At 68.3% G+C, this 17291-nt stretch carries 14 protein-coding genes; 8 read left to right on the top strand and 6 right to left on the bottom strand.

All coding sequences use genetic code 11. The features are described from left to right. Positions 1-5: 5 nt before the first annotated feature. The 4 genes from Q8L83_RS01940 to ettA all read right to left on the bottom strand — a co-directional run bounded on the left by Q8L83_RS01940 (position 6) and on the right by ettA (position 3728). A complete protein-coding gene (locus tag Q8L83_RS01940; protein ID WP_305284460.1) occupies positions 6-284 on the bottom strand; it encodes a hypothetical protein in 279 nt (92 codons plus the stop codon). A gap of 106 nt (positions 285-390) precedes the next feature. Then, positions 391-1326, bottom strand: coding sequence for a 2-hydroxyacid dehydrogenase (locus Q8L83_RS01935; RefSeq protein WP_305284459.1), 936 nt, complete (start codon positions 1324-1326; stop codon positions 391-393). 85 nt (positions 1327-1411) lie between these two features. Next, positions 1412-1975, bottom strand: a complete 564-nt coding sequence (locus tag Q8L83_RS01930; protein ID WP_305284458.1) for a type 1 glutamine amidotransferase domain-containing protein — start codon at positions 1973-1975, stop codon at positions 1412-1414. A gap of 91 nt (positions 1976-2066) precedes the next feature. Then, positions 2067-3728 carry an energy-dependent translational throttle protein EttA gene (gene ettA / locus Q8L83_RS01925; protein WP_305284457.1) on the bottom strand — a complete coding sequence of 554 codons (1662 nt, stop codon included), beginning with the start codon at positions 3726-3728 and terminating at the stop codon, positions 2067-2069. A gap of 207 nt (positions 3729-3935) precedes the next feature. Between ettA and Q8L83_RS01920 the strand changes: the two genes are divergently transcribed. The 6 genes from Q8L83_RS01920 to Q8L83_RS01895 all read left to right on the top strand — a co-directional run bounded on the left by Q8L83_RS01920 (position 3936) and on the right by Q8L83_RS01895 (position 11303). Then, positions 3936-4118: a CsbD family protein gene (locus tag Q8L83_RS01920; RefSeq protein WP_305284456.1), complete on the top strand. Its 183-nt coding sequence runs from the start codon at positions 3936-3938 to the stop codon at positions 4116-4118. A gap of 134 nt (positions 4119-4252) precedes the next feature. Then, complete coding sequence (locus Q8L83_RS01915; RefSeq protein WP_305284455.1) at positions 4253-5953, top strand: hypothetical protein; 1701 nt, start codon at positions 4253-4255, stop codon at positions 5951-5953. Further along, complete coding sequence (locus Q8L83_RS01910) at positions 5950-6546, top strand: hypothetical protein (protein WP_305284454.1); 597 nt, start codon at positions 5950-5952, stop codon at positions 6544-6546. Before Q8L83_RS01915 ends, Q8L83_RS01910 begins: the two co-directional genes overlap by 4 nt. A gap of 82 nt (positions 6547-6628) precedes the next feature. Next, complete coding sequence (locus Q8L83_RS01905) at positions 6629-8149, top strand: ABC-F family ATP-binding cassette domain-containing protein (RefSeq protein WP_305284453.1); 1521 nt, start codon at positions 6629-6631, stop codon at positions 8147-8149. Positions 8150-8231: 82 nt separating this feature from the next. Continuing rightward, on the top strand, positions 8232-10010 hold the full coding sequence (locus Q8L83_RS01900; RefSeq protein ID WP_305284452.1) for a VWA domain-containing protein: 1779 nt from the start codon (positions 8232-8234) through the stop codon (positions 10008-10010). 183 nt (positions 10011-10193) lie between these two features. Further along, positions 10194-11303 (top strand): glycosyltransferase, encoded by a 1110-nt coding sequence (locus Q8L83_RS01895; protein ID WP_305284450.1) that lies wholly within the window; start codon positions 10194-10196, stop codon positions 11301-11303. 114 nt (positions 11304-11417) lie between these two features. Here the strand turns inward: Q8L83_RS01895 and Q8L83_RS01890 are convergent, their stop codons facing one another. Together Q8L83_RS01890 and Q8L83_RS01885 are read right to left on the bottom strand one after the other, a co-directional pair. Next, positions 11418-12653, bottom strand: coding sequence for an acyl-CoA dehydrogenase family protein (locus tag Q8L83_RS01890; protein WP_305284449.1), 1236 nt, complete (start codon positions 12651-12653; stop codon positions 11418-11420). Positions 12654-12667: 14 nt separating this feature from the next. Continuing rightward, on the bottom strand, positions 12668-13786 hold the full coding sequence (locus tag Q8L83_RS01885; protein ID WP_305284448.1) for an acyl-CoA dehydrogenase family protein: 1119 nt from the start codon (positions 13784-13786) through the stop codon (positions 12668-12670). A gap of 136 nt (positions 13787-13922) precedes the next feature. Here Q8L83_RS01885 and Q8L83_RS01880 point away from each other — a divergent pair, with 136 nt between their 5' ends. Beyond that, positions 13923-14495: a hypothetical protein gene (locus Q8L83_RS01880; RefSeq protein WP_305284447.1), complete on the top strand. Its 573-nt coding sequence runs from the start codon at positions 13923-13925 to the stop codon at positions 14493-14495. A gap of 57 nt (positions 14496-14552) precedes the next feature. Then, entirely contained in the window at positions 14553-17174 is a 2622-nt protein-coding gene (pepN, locus tag Q8L83_RS01875) for an aminopeptidase N (protein ID WP_305284446.1), read from the top strand. The last annotated feature ends 117 nt before the right edge of the window (positions 17175-17291 follow it).

The following is a 17291-nucleotide window of genomic DNA, read 5'->3' as shown; positions in this document are numbered from 1 at the left end:
ACAGATCAGGCGGCCTGCTTCTGCTCCTCATAGACCCATTCGGCCGCCCCCTGTAGGGCTGGCGCAAGATCGGCCTCGAGGCGGCGGCGAACCGCTACCCAGACATCGGCCTCGGAGGCGTCCTCCATCCCCATGTCAAACAGCCGGGCGAAGGCCCGGAGGTCTGTTCGGGCCGTGTCTTCGAGGGCGGGCGCGCCGTCGGCCAGCAGGCCGTCATAGCGCTGGCAGAGTTCGATGAACGCGTCCCGCGGCGGGCTGGGCAGAGGCGTGGCATAGGCGTTCATGAGCGGGACCTTGAAGCAACTGGTCCCCCAAAATGCCCCTGGCGCCCGCGGGTTCACCCCAAGGCCGAGGATTCACGCAAATGTCAGCCGGCTACGCCCTGATCGCTCAGGGGACCGGGCTGAGCAGCGGCTCGCCGGCGAAATGGCGGCGCAGATTTTCCTGCGCCTGGCCGATCATCTTGGGGATCGACTCCAGCGTCCCGCCGGCCGAGTGGGGCGAGAGCACGATATTGGGCACGCCTTCCCACCGCGCCGCCGGCGTCGGCTCCTGCCAGAAGACGTCGAGCGCCGCGCGGCCCAGCCGCTTGTCCTTCAGGGCGACGATCAGCGCATCCTCGTCGACCACCGAGCCGCGGGCCACATTGACCAGCAGGCCCCGCGGCCCCAGGGCTTCGATCACACCTTGCGAGATCAGCCCGCGGTTGGACGCATCGGCGCGGCAGGCCACGATCAGGATGTCGCTGGCTTCAGCCAAGGCCAGAAGGCTTTCGGCCCGGGGCCAGCGCAGGTCGGGCTTGGGGTTCGGACCCCACCACGCCACCTCCAGGCCGAACGCCTCGACGCGGACAGCGCAGGCCTGGCCGATATGGCCCATGCCGACCACGCCGACCTTGCGGCCCTTCAGCGCCGGCCGCGCGCCCAGCCGGTCATCCGGCGCCCAGCGGCCGTCACGCACATGGCGGTCACCCTCGACGATATTGCGCCAGGAGGCGATCAGCAGGCCGACCGCGTGGTCGGCCACATCCTCGGCGTTGAGCCCGTCGGCGTGGGTGACCTCGATCCCCCGCGCGCGGCACCAAGGCACATCCACCCCGTCATAGCCGACGCTGATGCAGGCGATCAGGGCGAGCCTGGGCAACGTGGCCAGGAACTCCGGCTCCAGGACCACCTCGCCGGCATGGGCGATGGCTGCGACCTCGCCGCGATCAGCGTCAGCCAAGTCCCAGCGGCGGACCACGCGATAGCCCTTGGCCTCCAGGCCAGCCTGCATGGGGCCGAGCATGACGTGGGAGAGGAGGACGACGGGCGGGGAGGCGGACATGGGGCGATGCTCCAGCTTGCTCCCCGCCCTATAACCGGTGCGGCGACCCCGTGACCAGGGCGCCGACCGCCTGAGCGGCTAGGGCTCAGGCCGCCGCGGCGTGGCGACCCTCGGCGATTTCCTCGATCAGCTTCTTGCAGAAGGCCGGGATGTCGTCGGGCTTACGCGAGGTGATCAGGCCCTGGTCGACCACCACCTCCTTGTCGACCCACTTGGCGCCGGCGTTCTTCAGGTCGGTCTCCAGGGAGGGCCACGAGGTCATGGTCTTGCCCTCGACCCCGCCGGCGTCGATCAGGGTCCAGGGACCATGGCAGATGGCGCCGATCGGCTTCCCGGCCTTCACGAACTCACCGATGAAGGCGATGGCCTTCTTCTCCAGGCGCAGGGCGTCGGGGTTGATCACGCCGCCCGGCAGCACCAGGGCGTCGTACTCGCCGGCCTTGGCCTTGGCCAGTTCCAGATCAACGGCGGTCTTGCGCCCCTTGTCGTGATGCTCCCAGCCCTGGATTTCCGGGCCCTTGGGGGCGATCACATGGACGGTGGCGCCGGCTGCGGTCAGGGCCGCGACAGGCTGTTCCAGTTCGGACTGTTCAAAGCCGTTGGTCGCCAGCACGGCGACCTTGCGGCCATCAATACGAGGGCTCGCCATGGCGTTCTCCTTTTGGGGTTCGAGTGTCCCGCGGAGAACAGGTTGGGCGGCCGGAAGTTCCGGAAAATCCGGCGGATTCCGGCCTTGATTCCTAGCGGCTGAACTTCTGGAACTTCAGGCGGTGGGGAATGATGCTGTCGGTGCCGAGGCGACGCTTCTTGTCTTCCTCATAGGCGTCGAAGTTGCCCTCGAACCATTCCACGTGGCTGTCGCCCTCGAAGGCCAGGATGTGGGTGCACAGACGGTCCAGGAACCAGCGGTCGTGGCTGATGACCACGGCGCAGCCGGGGAAGTCCTCGAGCGCGCTTTCCAGGGCCTGCAGGGTTTCCACATCCAGGTCGTTGGTGGGCTCATCGAGCAGGATGACATTGCCGCCAGAGGCCAGGGTCTTGGCCAGGTGGACGCGGTTGCGCTCGCCGCCCGAGAGCAGGCCGACCTTCTTCTGCTGGTCGGCGCCCTTGAAGTTGAACGAGCCCACATAGGCGCGGCTGATGATCTCGCGGGCGCCGACCTTCATGATGTCGAGGCCTCCGGAGATCTCCTCCCAGACGTTCTTGTTGGGATCGAGCGCGTCGCGGCTCTGATCCACATAGGACAGCTGCACCGTTTCGCCGAGGCGGATGTCGCCGGCGTCAGGGACTTCCTGCTTGGTGAGGAGCTTGAACAGGGTCGACTTGCCCGCCCCGTTGGGGCCGATGACCCCGACGATGCCGCCGGGCGGCAGGCGGAAGGTCAGGTCCTTGAAGAGCAGCTTCTCCCCATAGGCCTTTTCAAGGTTGTCGGCCTCGATGACCACATTGCCCAGGCGCGGGCCCGGCGGGATCTGAATCTGGGCGAAGGACTGCTTCTCGCGTTCCGAGGCGTTGACCAGTTCATCGAAGGCCGCCAGACGGGCCTTGGACTTGGTCCGGCGCGCCGTGGGCGAGGAGCGCACCCATTCCAGTTCACGCTCCAGGGTCCGCTTGCGGCTCTCGCTCTCGCGGTCCTCGATGGCCGAGCGCTTGGCCTTCTGCTCCAGCCAAGACGAATAGTTGCCCTCATAGGGCACGCCCTTGCCGCGATCGAGCTCCAGGGTCCACTTGGTCACCTGGTCCAGGAAGTAGCGGTCGTGGGTCACCAGGATGACGCAGCCGGGGAAGGCCTCCAGGTGGTGCTGCAGCCAGGCGACGCTCTCGGCGTCCAGGTGGTTGGTGGGTTCGTCCAGCAGCAGCATGTCGGGCTTGGACAGCAGCAGGCGGGCCAGCGCCACCCGGCGCTTCTCACCACCCGACAGCTTGTCCACCGGCCAGTCGTTCGGCGGGCAGCGCAGGGCGTCCATGGCCATTTCAATGCGGCTGTCGATGTCCCAGAGATCGCCGGCGTCCAGCTTCTCCTGGAGGGCGGTCATCTCCTCCATCAGCTCGTCGGTATATTCCTCGCCCATCTTGGCGGCGACGGCGTTGTAGGCGTCGAAGATCTTCTTCTCTTCGCACCAGGAGATCACATTGCCCCAGACGTCGAGCTTCTCGTCCAGGTGCGGCTCCTGCTCGAGATAGCCCATCTTCACGCCGTCGGCGGCGCGGGCCTCGCCGGTGTACTCCTTGTCGATGCCGGCCATGATCTTCAGCAGGGTGGACTTACCCGAGCCGTTGACCCCCACCACCCCGATCTTGGCGTCGGGATAGAAGGACAACCAGATGTTCTCGAACACCTTCTTGCTGCCGGGATAGGCCTTGGTCAGGCCCTGCATCTGAAAAATATGTTGCTGCGCCATGGATGGTGCCGCGCCCGCCTTGAATTACGATTTCGGAATTGGTGCAGGAAATAGACGCCCCCCGGCTTCGGCGCAACGGCGGCGGCCGGATTCGTCGCGCGCAGATTCCGCGGGTCGCCGGGATTGCGGGAACGAAAACCGCCCCCGGGGCTTTTCTCTAGCAACACACACGGCCACCCCGGCCCCGAGAAAAGCTAGGAGATTCCAATGCATAAGGATCAAGTGGAAGGCGGCATGAAGGACGCCAAGGGCAAGCTCAAGGAAGGCGTCGGCAAGATGACTGACAATGAGCGCCTGGAAGCCGAAGGCCATGCCGATCAGGCCGAAGGCAAGATCCAGAAGACCGTCGGCAACGTCAAGGAAGGCGTCCGCGACGCCCTCAAGAAGTAGGCCTTCGCCGCCAAGTCGAACAAGGACGCCGTCCCCCCGGGGCGGCGTCTTTTTTTGTGGCTAAGCCTGAGTCATAAGGCCCGTCGATGGGGGCCATGGGGTCCCCTTGCAGAGCCTGCGCGAGAGGTTTCGGTGTGGCGTCAGTTCGGTTTCGGCTTCGCCCCGCCCTACGCGGTCTGGATGCCGCCATCCTCATCGGCGCAGGGCTGGTGGGCCTCTTCTATCTCAATCGCATCCTCACGCCCTGGCCCCTCTATGCGGGAGATGAGGGCGCCTATCTGATCCGCGCCCTCTATGGCGACGTGCTGGCCGCCCATCCCGAGCGCCACCCGACGCTGCAGCCGGTGGGCAACACCGCCTACCTCCTGCTCATCCGCCTGACCCAGAATCTCACCGACAACCTCCTGCCGTGGCTGCGGCTGATCGGCGCCGCGGGCTATGTAGGCGGCCTCTGGATTCTGCATCGCGCCGTACGGTCGTCTCAGGCGCCCCAGGTCGCCGGCTGGGTCCTGCTGGCGGCGCTTGCCTACCCGTTCCATCGCTTCGTGGTCACCGCCATGCCCGAGGGCGTGTTCGTCTTCGTCCTGGCGGCGATGGCCGCCGCCAGCGCGCTTTGGGCGGTCAGCCGGCCCTGGGCTCATGCCGTCCTGATGGGCGCCATGTGCGCCCTGCTGGTGCTGATCAAGCCCCACGGCCTGACCATGGTCCCGGCCATGACCGCCCTGCTGATCGCCCTGGTCGCGGTCCGTGTGCGCCAGCCCCTGACCGCCCTGACGCAACTGGGCGTGTTCGTCGCCGTCTTCCTGGTCACAGGCGCAGGGATCGAGTTCCTGGGTGGCCGCCCCGAGGCCGCCCTGACCTTCTTCATGGGCTCAGCCTATGGCGACCATTTCGGACGGGTTCCGGACCAGCCCGTCCGCACGGCCGCCATCACCCTCCTGTCGCTGGGCTCGGCGACCCTGCTGCTGGCCGGCGCGCCCCTGGTGGCTGGGAGCCTGGCTGTGGCTCAGCGCTGGCGGCGACGCGAACCCTTGGGCCGGGACGAGATGGCCTTCGTCCTGCTGGCCGCCGCCTTCCTGGCCGCCCTGGCGATGATCCTGGTCTTCGCCGTCAAGGTCTCGGCCATCCCAGGCGAGAGCGGCCGGCTGTGGGGGCGCTATTTCGAATTCTATGTTCCCCTGCTCTGGATCGCCGCCGGCGGATCCCTGGCGGGGTTCTGGCGCGGCGCCGCCTGGCCCCGCCGTCTGCTGCTCGCGGCCATGCCGATGGCGGGACTGTTGGGTCTCTTGGTCGCCTGGCGCCTGGGGGTGCTGCTCAACCCCTGGGACAGCGGCGCGCTCTCGGCCTTCTATCTGCCGCATCTGGACCGCTGGGGCTTTGTGCCGCCGGCGCCCTATCTGCTCCTGTCCGCCGGGGCGGTGAGCGCCCTCTCCCTGGCCCTCTGTCTGGGCTGCGACCTGCTCCGCGCCTGGGCGGCGACCTTCGTCGCCCTTGGCCTGATCTCAACCCACTATGACGACGCCTGGGTCGGCCGGGAGATCGCCGGGCCCCGCGCCGCCCTCCAGCAGGATCTGCACGTCGCACGAGGTTCAAAGCCAACCGACAGCCTGCCGGTCGTGCTCGCCTATGATCATAACGCCAGCCATATGGCCTTCATGGCCTATGACGGCGAGGCGCAGATCCTGGTCCGTCCGCCAGGTCCTGTGCCGCCCGACCTTCTGGAGGGGGGGAGCCAGGTGATCGCCATTGGCGGCGAGCCGCTGCCGCCCCCCTGGCGTGTCACCTATGCCGGCGAGGCCCTGCGCATCTATCAGCGAGAGGGAGCCGTCCCATGATGTCTCGACGCGCCGCCCTGGCGCAGCTGGGCGCCCTCACCCTGGCCGCCTGCGACAAGGCCGACCCCCGGCCGGACCATAGCTGGGTCGATCAGATCCGTTGGCGCGATGACCTTCGCCAGTTCGAAGGCCCCGGTCTGCTGGTGGTCCACAGCTGGAACTTTGCGAACGGGCTGCACGGGTTCATGGCCGATGGCGGCGAGCTTCGCCATCAGCCGGGCGTCGGCGCCGAACTGATCAGCCAGTCGGGCGACCCGAAACTGCGATCGCCGTCCGGTCTTGGCCTGTCGGGGGCGTCAGCAAACCTGATCCTGGTCCGCCTGATGCGAACCTCCGCCGCCGGCCCCTGGGACGGCGCCCTCTATTACGCCACCGACGAGCACGGGGAGTCGGCGGCCTATATGGCCCGGCCCATCGAGACCTGGCCGCCAGAGACGGCCTTTCCCGTCACCCTTGTCTATGACATGGCCAATCTGGCCCGCGGGGGCGACGACTGGACGAGCAGCCGGATCTCGCAATTGCGGCTAGACACCGAGGCGGCGCCAGACGGCGCGGTGCTGATCGCGCAGATCGCGCTCGCCCAAAGGGGCTGAGCCCGCCCCTTTCCGGCTGGGCAAGGCGCGCCCGGGGCCGTTAAGTGCCGCCCAGCATGGCGCGAAGGTGGGGGGCGCAGACATGGCCGGGCCGACAGCCGTATTGGGCGTGGAAGACGCCAGCTTCTACTACGGGGCCACCCGGGTGTTCGAAGGCGTGACCTTCGCCCTGGATAGCGCGCGCACGGCCCTGGTCGGCGAGAACGGGGCCGGCAAGTCGACCCTGCTCAAATGCCTGACCGGCGAACTGGACCTGAACAGCGGCAAGATCATCCGCTCGCGGGGCCTGAAGGTCGGCTACGTGCCCCAGGAGGCGCCTGACCACCTGCTGGCGCTCACCGCCCGGGAGGTTCTGGCCACGGCCCTGCCGCAGGATGGCTCGGAGGACTGGCGGATCGACGTCCTGCTGGACGAGTTCGAAATCCCGGCCGAACTGGCGGAAACCCGGTTTTCCGCGCTCAGCGGCGGGTGGCGGCGGCTGTTCCTGATCGCATCGGCCGTGCGGCTGGCCGAGCCGGACCTGCTGATCCTCGACGAGCCGACCAACCACCTGGACCTCGCCAATATCAACCGGCTGGAGCGCTGGCTGGCCGCCGAGCGCCGCCTGCCGATGCTGATCGTCAGCCACGACCGCGCCTTTCTGGAGCGGACCACCAGCCGCACCGTCTTCCTGAGGACCGATGGGGCGCACAGCTTCGCCCTGCCCTTTGTCGCCGCCCGCGCCGAACTGATGGCCCGCGACGCCGCCGAGGCCACCCGGCGCAAGCTGGAGGCCAAGGAGATTGACCGACTGGAGGCCATGGCCGCCCGCTATCGCCAGTGGGGCGTCCTGAACGACAAGTTCCACAAGCGCGCCAAGGCCACCGAGAAGCGGATCGCCCGCATCGAGGCTGAGCGGACCGAGACCTATGTGGGCCGCGAGCGCCGCCTGGAGCTGGGCGAAGGCGAGATGGACGCCAAGGTCGCCCTGCGGCTGGCCGATGTCACGGTCGCCACGCCCGACGGCCGCGCCCTCTATCGGATCGAGCGCCTGAATGTCGCGGTCGGCGACCGCATCGCCATCCTCGGGATCAATGGCGCAGGCAAGTCGATGCTGCTGAACGCCCTGGCCAAGGCCTACGACCCGGCCCAGACCCACTATGACGGAAGCGCGCCGATCCGCTTCAACCCCTCCATCCGGATGGTCTATTTCGACCAGGCCATGCGCGACCTGCCGCTGAAGATGAGCCTGTTCGACTATGTGGCGGGCGCGGAGGCGGCGACCAAGACCCAGACCAACGCCCTGCTGGCCAAGGCCGGCTTCTCCCACGCCCGGGTCAGCGGCCCGATCGGGGACCTCAGCCACGGGGAGCGGGCCAGGCTGATCTTCCTGCGGCTGAAGCTCGCGCGGCCCAACCTCTACCTGCTGGACGAGCCTACCAACCACCTGGACATCGAAGGCCAGGAGGCCCTGGAGAGTCAGCTGGAAGAGGCTGAGACCACCTGCCTGTTCGTCTCCCACGACCGGCACTTCACCCGCACGGCCGCCACCCGCTTCGTCGAAATCCGCAAGGGCCGCCTGGTCGAGGTCGAGGGCCCCGACGCCTTCTTCGAGGCTCAGTAGGCGGGCCGGTCGTCAATCTTTCGCCCCAGTGACGCACGCAAGCTCCAGCTTGAGGGAACCCCAAGCCAAGATCGGAACCGACATGGCGTCTCCAGCGATACGCTCGGCCTTCACGCTCAGCCTCACCGGGATCGTGGCGTTCTCGCCCCTGTCGGCGAGTGCGGCGCCCCTGGTGCGGGACGGCGAGCCGACCGCCGAAGCCTGCGCGGCCCTGGGCTTCGCTCCGCCGCGGGACGACAGGCGTTATCGCGCCGGCCAGATGATGGGCGCGCCGCCGCCGCCCGCCATGGCCGTCGCGCCGGGACGAGCGCCCATCCCGCCGCTGCCCGTGCCCCCGGTGCAGCCCAGGACGGCCTCCCCCGCGGCCCAGGAAAGCGTCTCGGTCACCGGCTCGCGCATCGTGCCCCAGCCGGGTTCTCCCGTTCCGCAGCGCGACACCGAGCGCTATCCCAACGCCACGCCCAACCCGGTCAAGCGCACGGCCGAGGAGCCGGTCTCGACCTTCTCGATCGATGTGGACACCGCCAGCTACGCAAATGTCCGCCGGTTCCTCAACGATGGCGTGCGGCCACCGTCCGACGCCGTGCGGGTCGAGGAGCTGATCAACTATTTCGACTATGGCTACGCCGCGCCGCGCCGGGGGGAGGCGCCCTTCGCCGCCAGCATCAGCCTCGCCCCCTCGCCCTGGTCGGCGGAGCGAGAGATTCTGCATATCGGCCTGCAGGGCTATGAGCTGGCCGCCAGCGCGCAGCCGCCGCTCAACCTGGTCTTTCTGATCGACACCTCCGGATCCATGTGGAGCGAAGATCGCCTGCCCCTGGCCAAGAAGGCGATGAATGTGCTGATCGACCAGTTGGGCCCTGAGGACCGGGTCTCGATGGTCGCCTATGCCGGCTCGGCCGGCGCGGTCCTCGCGCCCACCGCCGGAACCCACAAGCTGACGATGCGCTGCGCCCTGGGCGTGCTGGAGGCCGGCGGCTCCACCGCCGGCGGCCAGGGCCTGGCGCTGGCCTATGATCTGGCGGCCCAGAACTTTGATCCGAAGGCCGTCAACCGCGTGATCCTGATGACCGACGGGGATTTCAATGTCGGGATTTCCGATCCGGAACGCATGAAGGACCTGGTGACCGAGAAGCGTCGGACCGGGGTCTATCTCTCGGTCTACGGCTTTGGCCGCGGCAACTATAACGACGTGATGATGCAGAGCCTGGCCCAGAACGGCAACGGCACGGCGGCCTATATCGACACCCTGGCCGAGGCCCGCCGGCTGTTCCGCGACGACCTGCCGGCCAGCCTGTTCCCCATCGCCGACGACGTGAAGATCCAGGTGGAGTTCAATCCGGCCACCGTCGCCGAGTACCGGCTCATCGGCTACGAGACGCGGCTGCTGAACCGCGAGGACTTCAACAACGACCAGGTCGATGCGGGCGAGGTCGGCTCAGGCGCGTCGGTCACCGCCCTCTACGAGATCACCCCCGTCGGCGCCCGGCCCTCCAGCGATCCGCTGCGCTATCAGCCCAGCCCCCGCGGCGCGGGCGGCGGCCAGGAGCTCGCCTTTCTCAAGGTCCGCTACAAGGCGCCCGGCGGATCGGAGTCCCAGCTCATGACCCGGCCGGTGACCAAGGCCGATCGGGCCGCGAGCCTCACCCGCGCGCCGGAGGCGACGCGCTGGGCCATCGCCGTGGCCGCCTTTGGCCAGAAGCTGCGGGGCGATCCCTGGGTGGCCGACAGCTTCGACTGGGATGAGATCGAGACCCTGGCCCAGGGCGCGCGAGGCCAAGACGTCGACGGCGACCGGGCCGAATTCATCACCCTGGTGCGGGCCGCCGAAGATGGCCGGGCGGCGTCTTCAGGTCGTTAGGTCTGCGGATCAAAATCGCCTGCGCCCCGTTGATGGATCAAGGATCAATCGGCGGGTGGAAAGGGCGCGGCTGTGTTGCAAAACCCGACCTCGAGGAAGGTGGTCCTGGCGCGACTAAGCCAGGACGCCAGCCCTCCTCGCCCGGCGGCTGGGCCAGACAGCCTCCATCTGGTCGACGCCACCATGATGTATGCGCCCCGCTCCGGCGGCGTGAAGCGCTACCTGCTGGCCAAGCGTGACTGGCTGCGCTCGCACAGACCTGACGTCGGCCACACCATCGTCGCGCCCGGTCGCCGCACCGGTCAGGCCGGCCCAGGGCTCGTGACCATCGCTGCGGCCCGCCTGCCCTTCGGCGACGGCTATCGGATGCCGGCCAGCGTGACCAGGTGGGCCGACATGATCACGCTGCTCGAGCCCGATGTGATCGAGGCTGGGGATGTCTTCGTGCCGGGCCTGGCCGCCCTTGAGGCGGGCCAGAGAGCCGGCCGGCCCGTGGTCGGCTTCTGCCACACCGACGCCGCAGCCCTGGCGGCGCTTCATCTGGGGGAATGGGCCAGGGCGCCGGCCAGACGTCAGTGGGCCGAGACCTTCGCCCGCTTCGACCGGGTGATCGCCCCCAGCCGGCACATGGCCGGGCGCCTGGCCGCGGCCGGCGTCGACGATGTGGCGGTTCAGCCCCTGGGTGTGGATATCGAACTCTTCCATCCGGACCGCGGCGACCGCGCTGGCCTCCTCCGCCAGCTGGGGCTTGCCGCCGACACCCGACTGCTGACCTTCATCGGCCGGCCGGCGCGGGAAAAGAATATCGAGGCCATGATCACCGCCGTGGAGCGCCTGGGCGGTTCCTATCGATTGCTCCTGGTGGGCGCCGGCAAGGATGCGCGCGCCTCTGATCGGGTGATCTCCCTCGACTATGAGGCCGACGCTCCCGCCCTGGCGCGCCTGGTGGCCAGCGCCGACGCCTTCCTGCACGCCAACGAGAACGAGCCCTTCGGCCTGGCCGTGCTGGAGGCCCTGGCCTCGGGCACGCCGGTGGTCGGGCCTCGCAATGGCGGGGTCGGCGAGCTGATTGACGAGAGGGTGGGGCAGCCGGCCGAGGGCGTCACGCCGGTCGCGCTGGCCGAAGCGATCGAGGCCCTGTTCGCCCGCGACCTGGACGCCGTCTCCGCCGCCGCACGGCGCCGGGCCGAGACGCGGCATGGCTGGGCCGCCACCTTCCAGGGCCTGATGCGCCTCTATGGCGAGATGGTCCAGGGGACGGAACCGGCCCGCCCCCTGGCCATGAGCGCCTAGAGCCTGATGCGATCAGACGGAACCGTCTGATCGTTGAATGAGGCTCTAAACTCTAAGTCTTGAGCGCGTCTTGTTCCGATAACCGGCTCCCACTTATCGGAACGCGCTCTAGGTCTAACGCCCGGTCGGCAGGTCCTTGAACGCCACGTCCTTGTCCACCCGGATGTCGCCGGGCAGGCCGAGCACGCGCTCGGCGATGATGTTGCGCAGGATCTCGTCGGTGCCGCCAGCGATCCGCATGCCCGGGGCCGACATCAGCGAGGCGTGGAAGGCCCCGCGCAGCGGCGCCAGGGCCGGGTCATTGATGATCCCGTACTGATCGAGCATCTCCACGGCCGAATTGGCCAGCTCCTGCATCTGCACGGCCGAGATGATCTTGCCGATGGAGCTTTCCGGGCCAGGGGTTTCGCCCTTGGACAACGCCGTCATGGTGCGGTTGCGGGTGTGCTTGAGGCCTTCGGCCTGGACGTACCAGTCGGCCAGCTTTTCCCGCAGGGCCTGGTCCTTGATGGCCGCGCCGCCGTCGAGGCCCGGCGTCTCGCGGGCCGCCTCCATGAAGGCGCTCCAGCCGGCGCCGGACGACCCGCCCACGGCCAGGCGTTCGTTCATCAGGGTGACCAGGGAGACCCGCCAGCCGTCGTCCACCGCGCCCAGACGCTGGCTGTCCTTGACCCGCAGGTCGGTGAAGAAGACCTCGTTGAAGCCCGAGCCGCCCGACATCTGGTGGATCGGCCGCACCTCGACGCCCGGATCCTTCATGTCGATCCAGAACATGGTCATGCCCTTGTGCTTGGGCGCGTCCGGATTGGTGCGGCAGATGACGATGCCGAAGTCCGAGAACTGGGCCCCGGTGGTCCACACCTTCTGGCCGTTGATGATCCAGTCGCCAGACCCGTCCGGGGCGCGCTCGGCCCGGGTGCGGGCGCCAGCCACGTCAGAGCCGCCCGATGGCTCGGAGAACAGCTGGCACCAGATCTCCTCGCCGCGCATGGCGGGACCGACGAAGCGCTTCTTGGTCTCTTCGTCGGCGAAGGTCATGACGGTGGGCACGCACATGCCCAGGCCGATCTGGAACGGATTGCCCGGCGTCGGGAAGGCGGATTCTTCCTGGCCGAAGATCACCTGCTGGATCGGGTTGCCGCCCTGCCCGCCCCACTCCTTGGGCCAGGTGATGCAGGCGTAGCCCGCGGCGGCCTTCTTAGCCTGCCAGGCCTTGGAGGCGGCCAGGCCGTCGTTGGATTCGCCCAGCGGATCAGGCTCGCCCTCACGCTTCTTGGGGGCGTTGGCGTTCAGCCACTCGCGCACCTGCTGGCGGTAGGCGGCCTCTTCGGGGGTGTCTTTGAAGTCCATGATCTTGATCCCTATCAGGCGGCGGCGTTGCGGCGTTCGAGCTGGCTGACCAGCCGTTCCTTCCAGACCCGCGGCGCCCCGGCCACGAGGGAAAGCTGGCGCGAACGCCGGTAGTGCAGATGGCAGTCCATCTCCCAGGTGAAGCCGATGCCCCCATGGGTCTGGATGTTTTCCTTGGATGCGAACCAATAGGCCTCGGAGCCAGCGATCCGCGCGGCGCTGGCGGCCACGGGCAGTTCGGCCGCCCCGGTGTTGAGCGCCCAGGCGCCGTAATAGGCGTTGGAGCGGGCCAGCTCGTTCTTCACATAGATGTCGGCCAGCTTGTGCTTGATGGCCTGGTAGGAGCCGATCACCCGGCCGAAGGCGTAGCGTTCCAGGGCGTAGCCCTTGGCCATCTCCAGGCAGCGGTCGGCGCCGCCGCACTGTTCGAAGGCCAGCAGGACCGCGGCGCGGTCATTGATCTGCTCCAGCAGTTCCAGGCCCTGGCCAGCCTCGCCGAGGCGTTTGACGGGCGCGTCCTTGAAGGTCAGGCGCGCCGCATCCCGGGTCGGGTCCAGGGTCTTGAGCGAGTCCCGCGTCACCGAACCATCAGTGAGGTCGGCGATGAACAGGCTAGGCCGGCCATTCTCCTTGGCCAGCACCAGGGCGACAGTGGCGATGTCGCCATCGGTGACCGGCAGCTTGACGCCATTGAGCTTGCCGCCCTCTACGGTGGACTGCAGGGTCGAAGCGGTGGTGACGCCGGGGCCCTCGGACACCGCCATGGCGCCGATGACTTCGCCGGCGGCGATGCGCGGCAGCAGATCAGCCTTCTGCTCGTCCGAACCCGCCAGCATGATCGCCTCGGCCAGGAAGTAGACGGTGGAGGCGAACGGGATCGGGGCCACCGCGCGGCCCAACTCCTCGGCGATCACGCACAGCTCCAGCCGACCGAGGCCCAGGCCGTTGTACTCCTCGGGAATGGCCGCGCCGAGCCAGCCCTGACCGACCACGGCCTTCCACAGATCCTCGTCATAGGCCCGGCCGTCCTCGTCGAGGACCTTTCGCACCCGGCTGGTGGGGCACTGGGCGTCGAGGAACTTGCGCGCCTCGCCCTTCAGAAACTTCTGGTCGTCGGAAAAATCGAAATTCATGCCCGTCTATCCCGCCGGTTTGCGGCGTCTGCGTTTCCCTGAACCCCCACCATACGCATCGCAGCCGGCGTGGAAAGATTGACCTCGCGTCAAGGATTTCAGGGTCTTATGGACGAAATTCTGTGTGGTGGTGCGTATGGCCAAGGCTGTCTTCCAACGTAATCAAAAGGTCTGGGTCGAAAGCGTCGGCGCCTGGGCGGTGATCGAAAAGATCGTGCCGGTCTGGGCCCGCGGCTTCGATGAGCCCGTGCGCGTGACCTATGACGTGGGCCTGGGCCGCGATTTCCACGCCCATGAGCTTCGCCCCGAGCAATCGAGCCAGGATCTGATCAACGACGATGAGCCCAGCTGGCGGCTCCTGCGGGCCCGCAACAAGTGGCAGCAGCCTGACGATTGCGCCCATCACCCCTATCCCGGCACCTATCCGGTGGTGGTCACCGACGCCAATGACTGGGGCGGCTGGCGGGTGCCTGGCGCGGAGTACGACCGCGATCCCCTGAAGATCGAGTTCCAGGCCCGGCTGATCGCCTCGACCCGCCGACTGCTGTCGATCTCGCGGCACCTGGCGGCCCTGGTGGACGAGGCGCCGGAGGACGCCCCGCCGGAAATCCGCCGCCTGGCCGAGGAGGCCCGCAAGGTGGACCGGTTCCTGCAGCAGATTCCCGCCGCCGCCGAGGCGCCGCCGGAAGCCGCAGAAGACGCCGCCTGAGGCCCTGGCGCCTCGCCGCCTCTGGCGAGGGCCGCCCTGCAGGTTTACATCGTTGGGATGCGCACCGAAACGCCCCAGCCGATCCGCCTGTCCGACTATCGCCCGCCGGCCTTCCTGGTGGACGAGATCCATCTGGACTTCGACCTGCAGCCCAGCGCCACCCGGGTGAAGGCCAGGCTCAGCCTGCGCCGCAATGGCGACCACGCCGATCCCCTGGTCCTGAACGGCGAGCGGCTGACCCCGATCTCGGTGGCCATCGACGGCCGCGTCCTGGCCGAGGCCGACCGGGTCATCGACGCCGAATATCTGACCGTCGCCGACGTCCCCGATGTCTTCGTGCTGGAGACCGAGGTCGAGATCGATCCGGCCGCCAACACCTCGCTGGACGGCCTCTACATGTCCGGCGGCCGGTTCTGCACCCAGTGCGAGGCCGAGGGCTTCCGCAAGATCACCTGGTATCCCGACCGCCCCGACGTGTTGTCGAAATTCACCGTGCGGATGACCGCCGACAAGGCCTTCCAGCGCCTGTTGTCCAACGGCAACCTGATGGAGTCGGGCCAGACGCCGGATGGCCGTCACTACGCCGTGTGGAACGACCCCTTCCCCAAGCCCTGCTATCTGTTCGCCCTGGTGGCCGGCGAGCTCGACGTGCTGGAGGACAGCCTCGTCACCATGAGCGGCCGCAAGGTGGACCTGCGCATCTATGTCGATCCGGGCATGGCCGACCGCGCGGTCTACGCCATGGACGCCCTGAAGCGCTCGATGAAGTGGGACGAAGAGGCGTTCGGCCGCGAATACGACCTCGACCTCTTCATGATCGTCGCCGTGCGGGACTTCAACTTCGGCGCCATGGAGAACAAGGGGCTGAACATCTTCAACTCCTCGCTCCTGCTGGCCGACCAGGCGACGGCCACCGACTTCGACTATGAGCGGATCGAGAGCGTCGTCGCCCACGAATATTTCCACAACTGGACCGGCGACCGCATCACCTGCCGCGACTGGTTCCAGCTGTGCCTGAAGGAAGGCCTGACCGTCTTCCGCGACCAGAGCTTCTCGGCCGACATGCGCGGCGCCGCCGTCCAGCGGATCAAGGACGTGAGGGCCCTGCGCGCCCGGCAGTTTTCCGAGGATCAGGGGCCGCTGGCCCATCCGGTGCGGCCGTCGAGCTATCTGAAGATCGACAACTTCTACACTGCGACCATCTACGAGAAGGGCTCCGAGGTCATCGGCATGCTCAAGACCCTGATCGGGGCCGAGGCCTTCCGAAAGGGCATGGATCTCTATTTCGACCGCTGGGATGGCCACGCCACCACGGTCGAGGCCTTCATCGAATGCTTCGCCGAGGCGTCTGGCCAGGATCTGACCGACTTCTTCGCCTGGTACGAACAGGCCGGCACGCCCCGCCTGGACGTTCGTCGCACCTATGACGCCGACGCCCAGACCCTCAGGCTCGACCTGAGCCAGACCACGCCGCCGACGCCTGGCCAGGCCAGCAAGAAGCCCCTGCCCATTCCGGTGCGGCTGGGCCTGCTCGATGGCGAAGGCCGCACGCTGGCCTTCGAACGCGATGGCCAGGCCACCGACGAGACCGTCGTCGTGCTGAACGCCGCCAAGACCAGCGTCACCCTGACCGGCGTTGACCGCGAACCCGTGCTCTCCGCCCTGCGTGGCTTCTCGGCGCCCGTGGTGCTGACCACGGACGCTGCGCCCAAGGACCGCTATGTCCAGCTGGCCGCCGATCCGGACCTGTTCAACCGCTGGGAAGCCGGCCAGGACCTGGCCCGCGACCTGATGCTGGCCCGCAGCGCCGGGACCCCCGACGAGGTGGGCGAGGAACGCTATGCCGAGGCGGTCGGCCGCGCCCTGTCGGACCAGGCCGCTGACCCGGCCTTCAAGGCCCTGCTGCTGTCCCTGCCCAGCGAGACGGAGCTGGCGCTGGCTCAGCAGCCCGCCGACCCGGCCGCCATCCATCTGGCTCGCAACGCCCTGCGCGCCCGGCTGGCCGTGCACCTGGCCGAGGAGCTGGGCCGGCTGCACACCGGCCTGCAGGACCTGGGGGAATTCTCTCCCGACGCCGCCGGCGCAGGCCGTCGCGCCCTGCGCAACATGGCCCTGGAGATCCTGGCCACCGACCCCCATGCCGAGAACGCCGAGCGCGCCTATGGCCACTATGAGGCGGCCGGCAACATGACCGACGCCATGGGCGGCCTCTCGGCCCTGATGCAGATCGGCGGCGAGCCGTTCGAAAAGGCCCTGGCCGACTTCTATGAGCGCTGGAAGGGGGAGCCCCTGGTCATCGACAAGTGGTTCGCCCTGCAGGCCCGCGCGCCGGACGAGGGCGCGCTGGGCCGTGTCCTGGGCCTCACCGCCCATCCCGCCTTCGACGCCAAGAACCCCAACCGCCTGCGGGCCCTGGTCGGGACCTTCGCCGCCGGCAATCCAGCCCGGTTCCACGATCCCAGCGGGGCCGGCTACCAGTTCCTCGCCGACCAGATCCTGATGGTCGATGGGTACAACCCCATGACGGCGGCCCGCCTGCTGGAGCCGCTGGGAGGCTGGCGGCGATATAGGCCCGATCTGGGCGCCCTCATGCGCGGGCAACTGGAGCGGATCGTGGCCCAGCCCAGCCTGTCCAAGAACGTCTACGAACTGGCCTCCCGCGCCCTGGCCGAAGACTGATCCTCGCCCTGGTCGCCGGCGCCGATCTCTGCGCGCGGCCGGCGATCAGGACGTTAAGAGACGATCCGCCCACAAGCGCGACGGTATGACTCGTGACGTGATGAGTCCGCGCGCCTA

It is taken from the genome of Phenylobacterium sp. (assembly GCF_030680185.1).
GTDB lineage: Bacteria > Pseudomonadota > Alphaproteobacteria > Caulobacterales > Caulobacteraceae > Phenylobacterium.
The sequence above is the reverse complement of the archived record's forward strand: the minus strand, read 5'-3'. Positions and strand labels throughout refer to the sequence as shown.

Bases quoted from the DNA above. Each gene is read 5' to 3' on its own strand.
- Q8L83_RS01900 (WP_305284452.1), top strand. From the start codon at position 8,232: ATGGCGTCTCCAGCGATACGCTCGGCCTTCACGCTCAGCCTCACCGGG.
- Q8L83_RS01930 (WP_305284458.1), bottom strand. From the start codon at position 1,975: ATGGCGAGCCCTCGTATTGATGGCCGCAAGGTCGCCGTGCTGGCGACC.
- pepN (WP_305284446.1), top strand. From the start codon at position 14,553: ATGCGCACCGAAACGCCCCAGCCGATCCGCCTGTCCGACTATCGCCCG.
- Q8L83_RS01880 (WP_305284447.1), top strand. From the start codon at position 13,923: ATGGCCAAGGCTGTCTTCCAACGTAATCAAAAGGTCTGGGTCGAAAGC.
- Q8L83_RS01885 (WP_305284448.1), bottom strand. From the start codon at position 13,786: ATGAATTTCGATTTTTCCGACGACCAGAAGTTTCTGAAGGGCGAGGCG.
- Q8L83_RS01890 (WP_305284449.1), bottom strand. From the start codon at position 12,653: ATGGACTTCAAAGACACCCCCGAAGAGGCCGCCTACCGCCAGCAGGTG.
- Q8L83_RS01940 (WP_305284460.1), bottom strand. From the start codon at position 284: ATGAACGCCTATGCCACGCCTCTGCCCAGCCCGCCGCGGGACGCGTTC.
- Q8L83_RS01935 (WP_305284459.1), bottom strand. From the start codon at position 1,326: ATGTCCGCCTCCCCGCCCGTCGTCCTCCTCTCCCACGTCATGCTCGGC.
- Q8L83_RS01905 (WP_305284453.1), top strand. From the start codon at position 6,629: ATGGCCGGGCCGACAGCCGTATTGGGCGTGGAAGACGCCAGCTTCTAC.
- Q8L83_RS01895 (WP_305284450.1), top strand. From the start codon at position 10,194: ATGATGTATGCGCCCCGCTCCGGCGGCGTGAAGCGCTACCTGCTGGCC.
- Q8L83_RS01910 (WP_305284454.1), top strand. From the start codon at position 5,950: ATGATGTCTCGACGCGCCGCCCTGGCGCAGCTGGGCGCCCTCACCCTG.
- ettA (WP_305284457.1), bottom strand. From the start codon at position 3,728: ATGGCGCAGCAACATATTTTTCAGATGCAGGGCCTGACCAAGGCCTAT.
- Q8L83_RS01920 (WP_305284456.1), top strand. From the start codon at position 3,936: ATGCATAAGGATCAAGTGGAAGGCGGCATGAAGGACGCCAAGGGCAAG.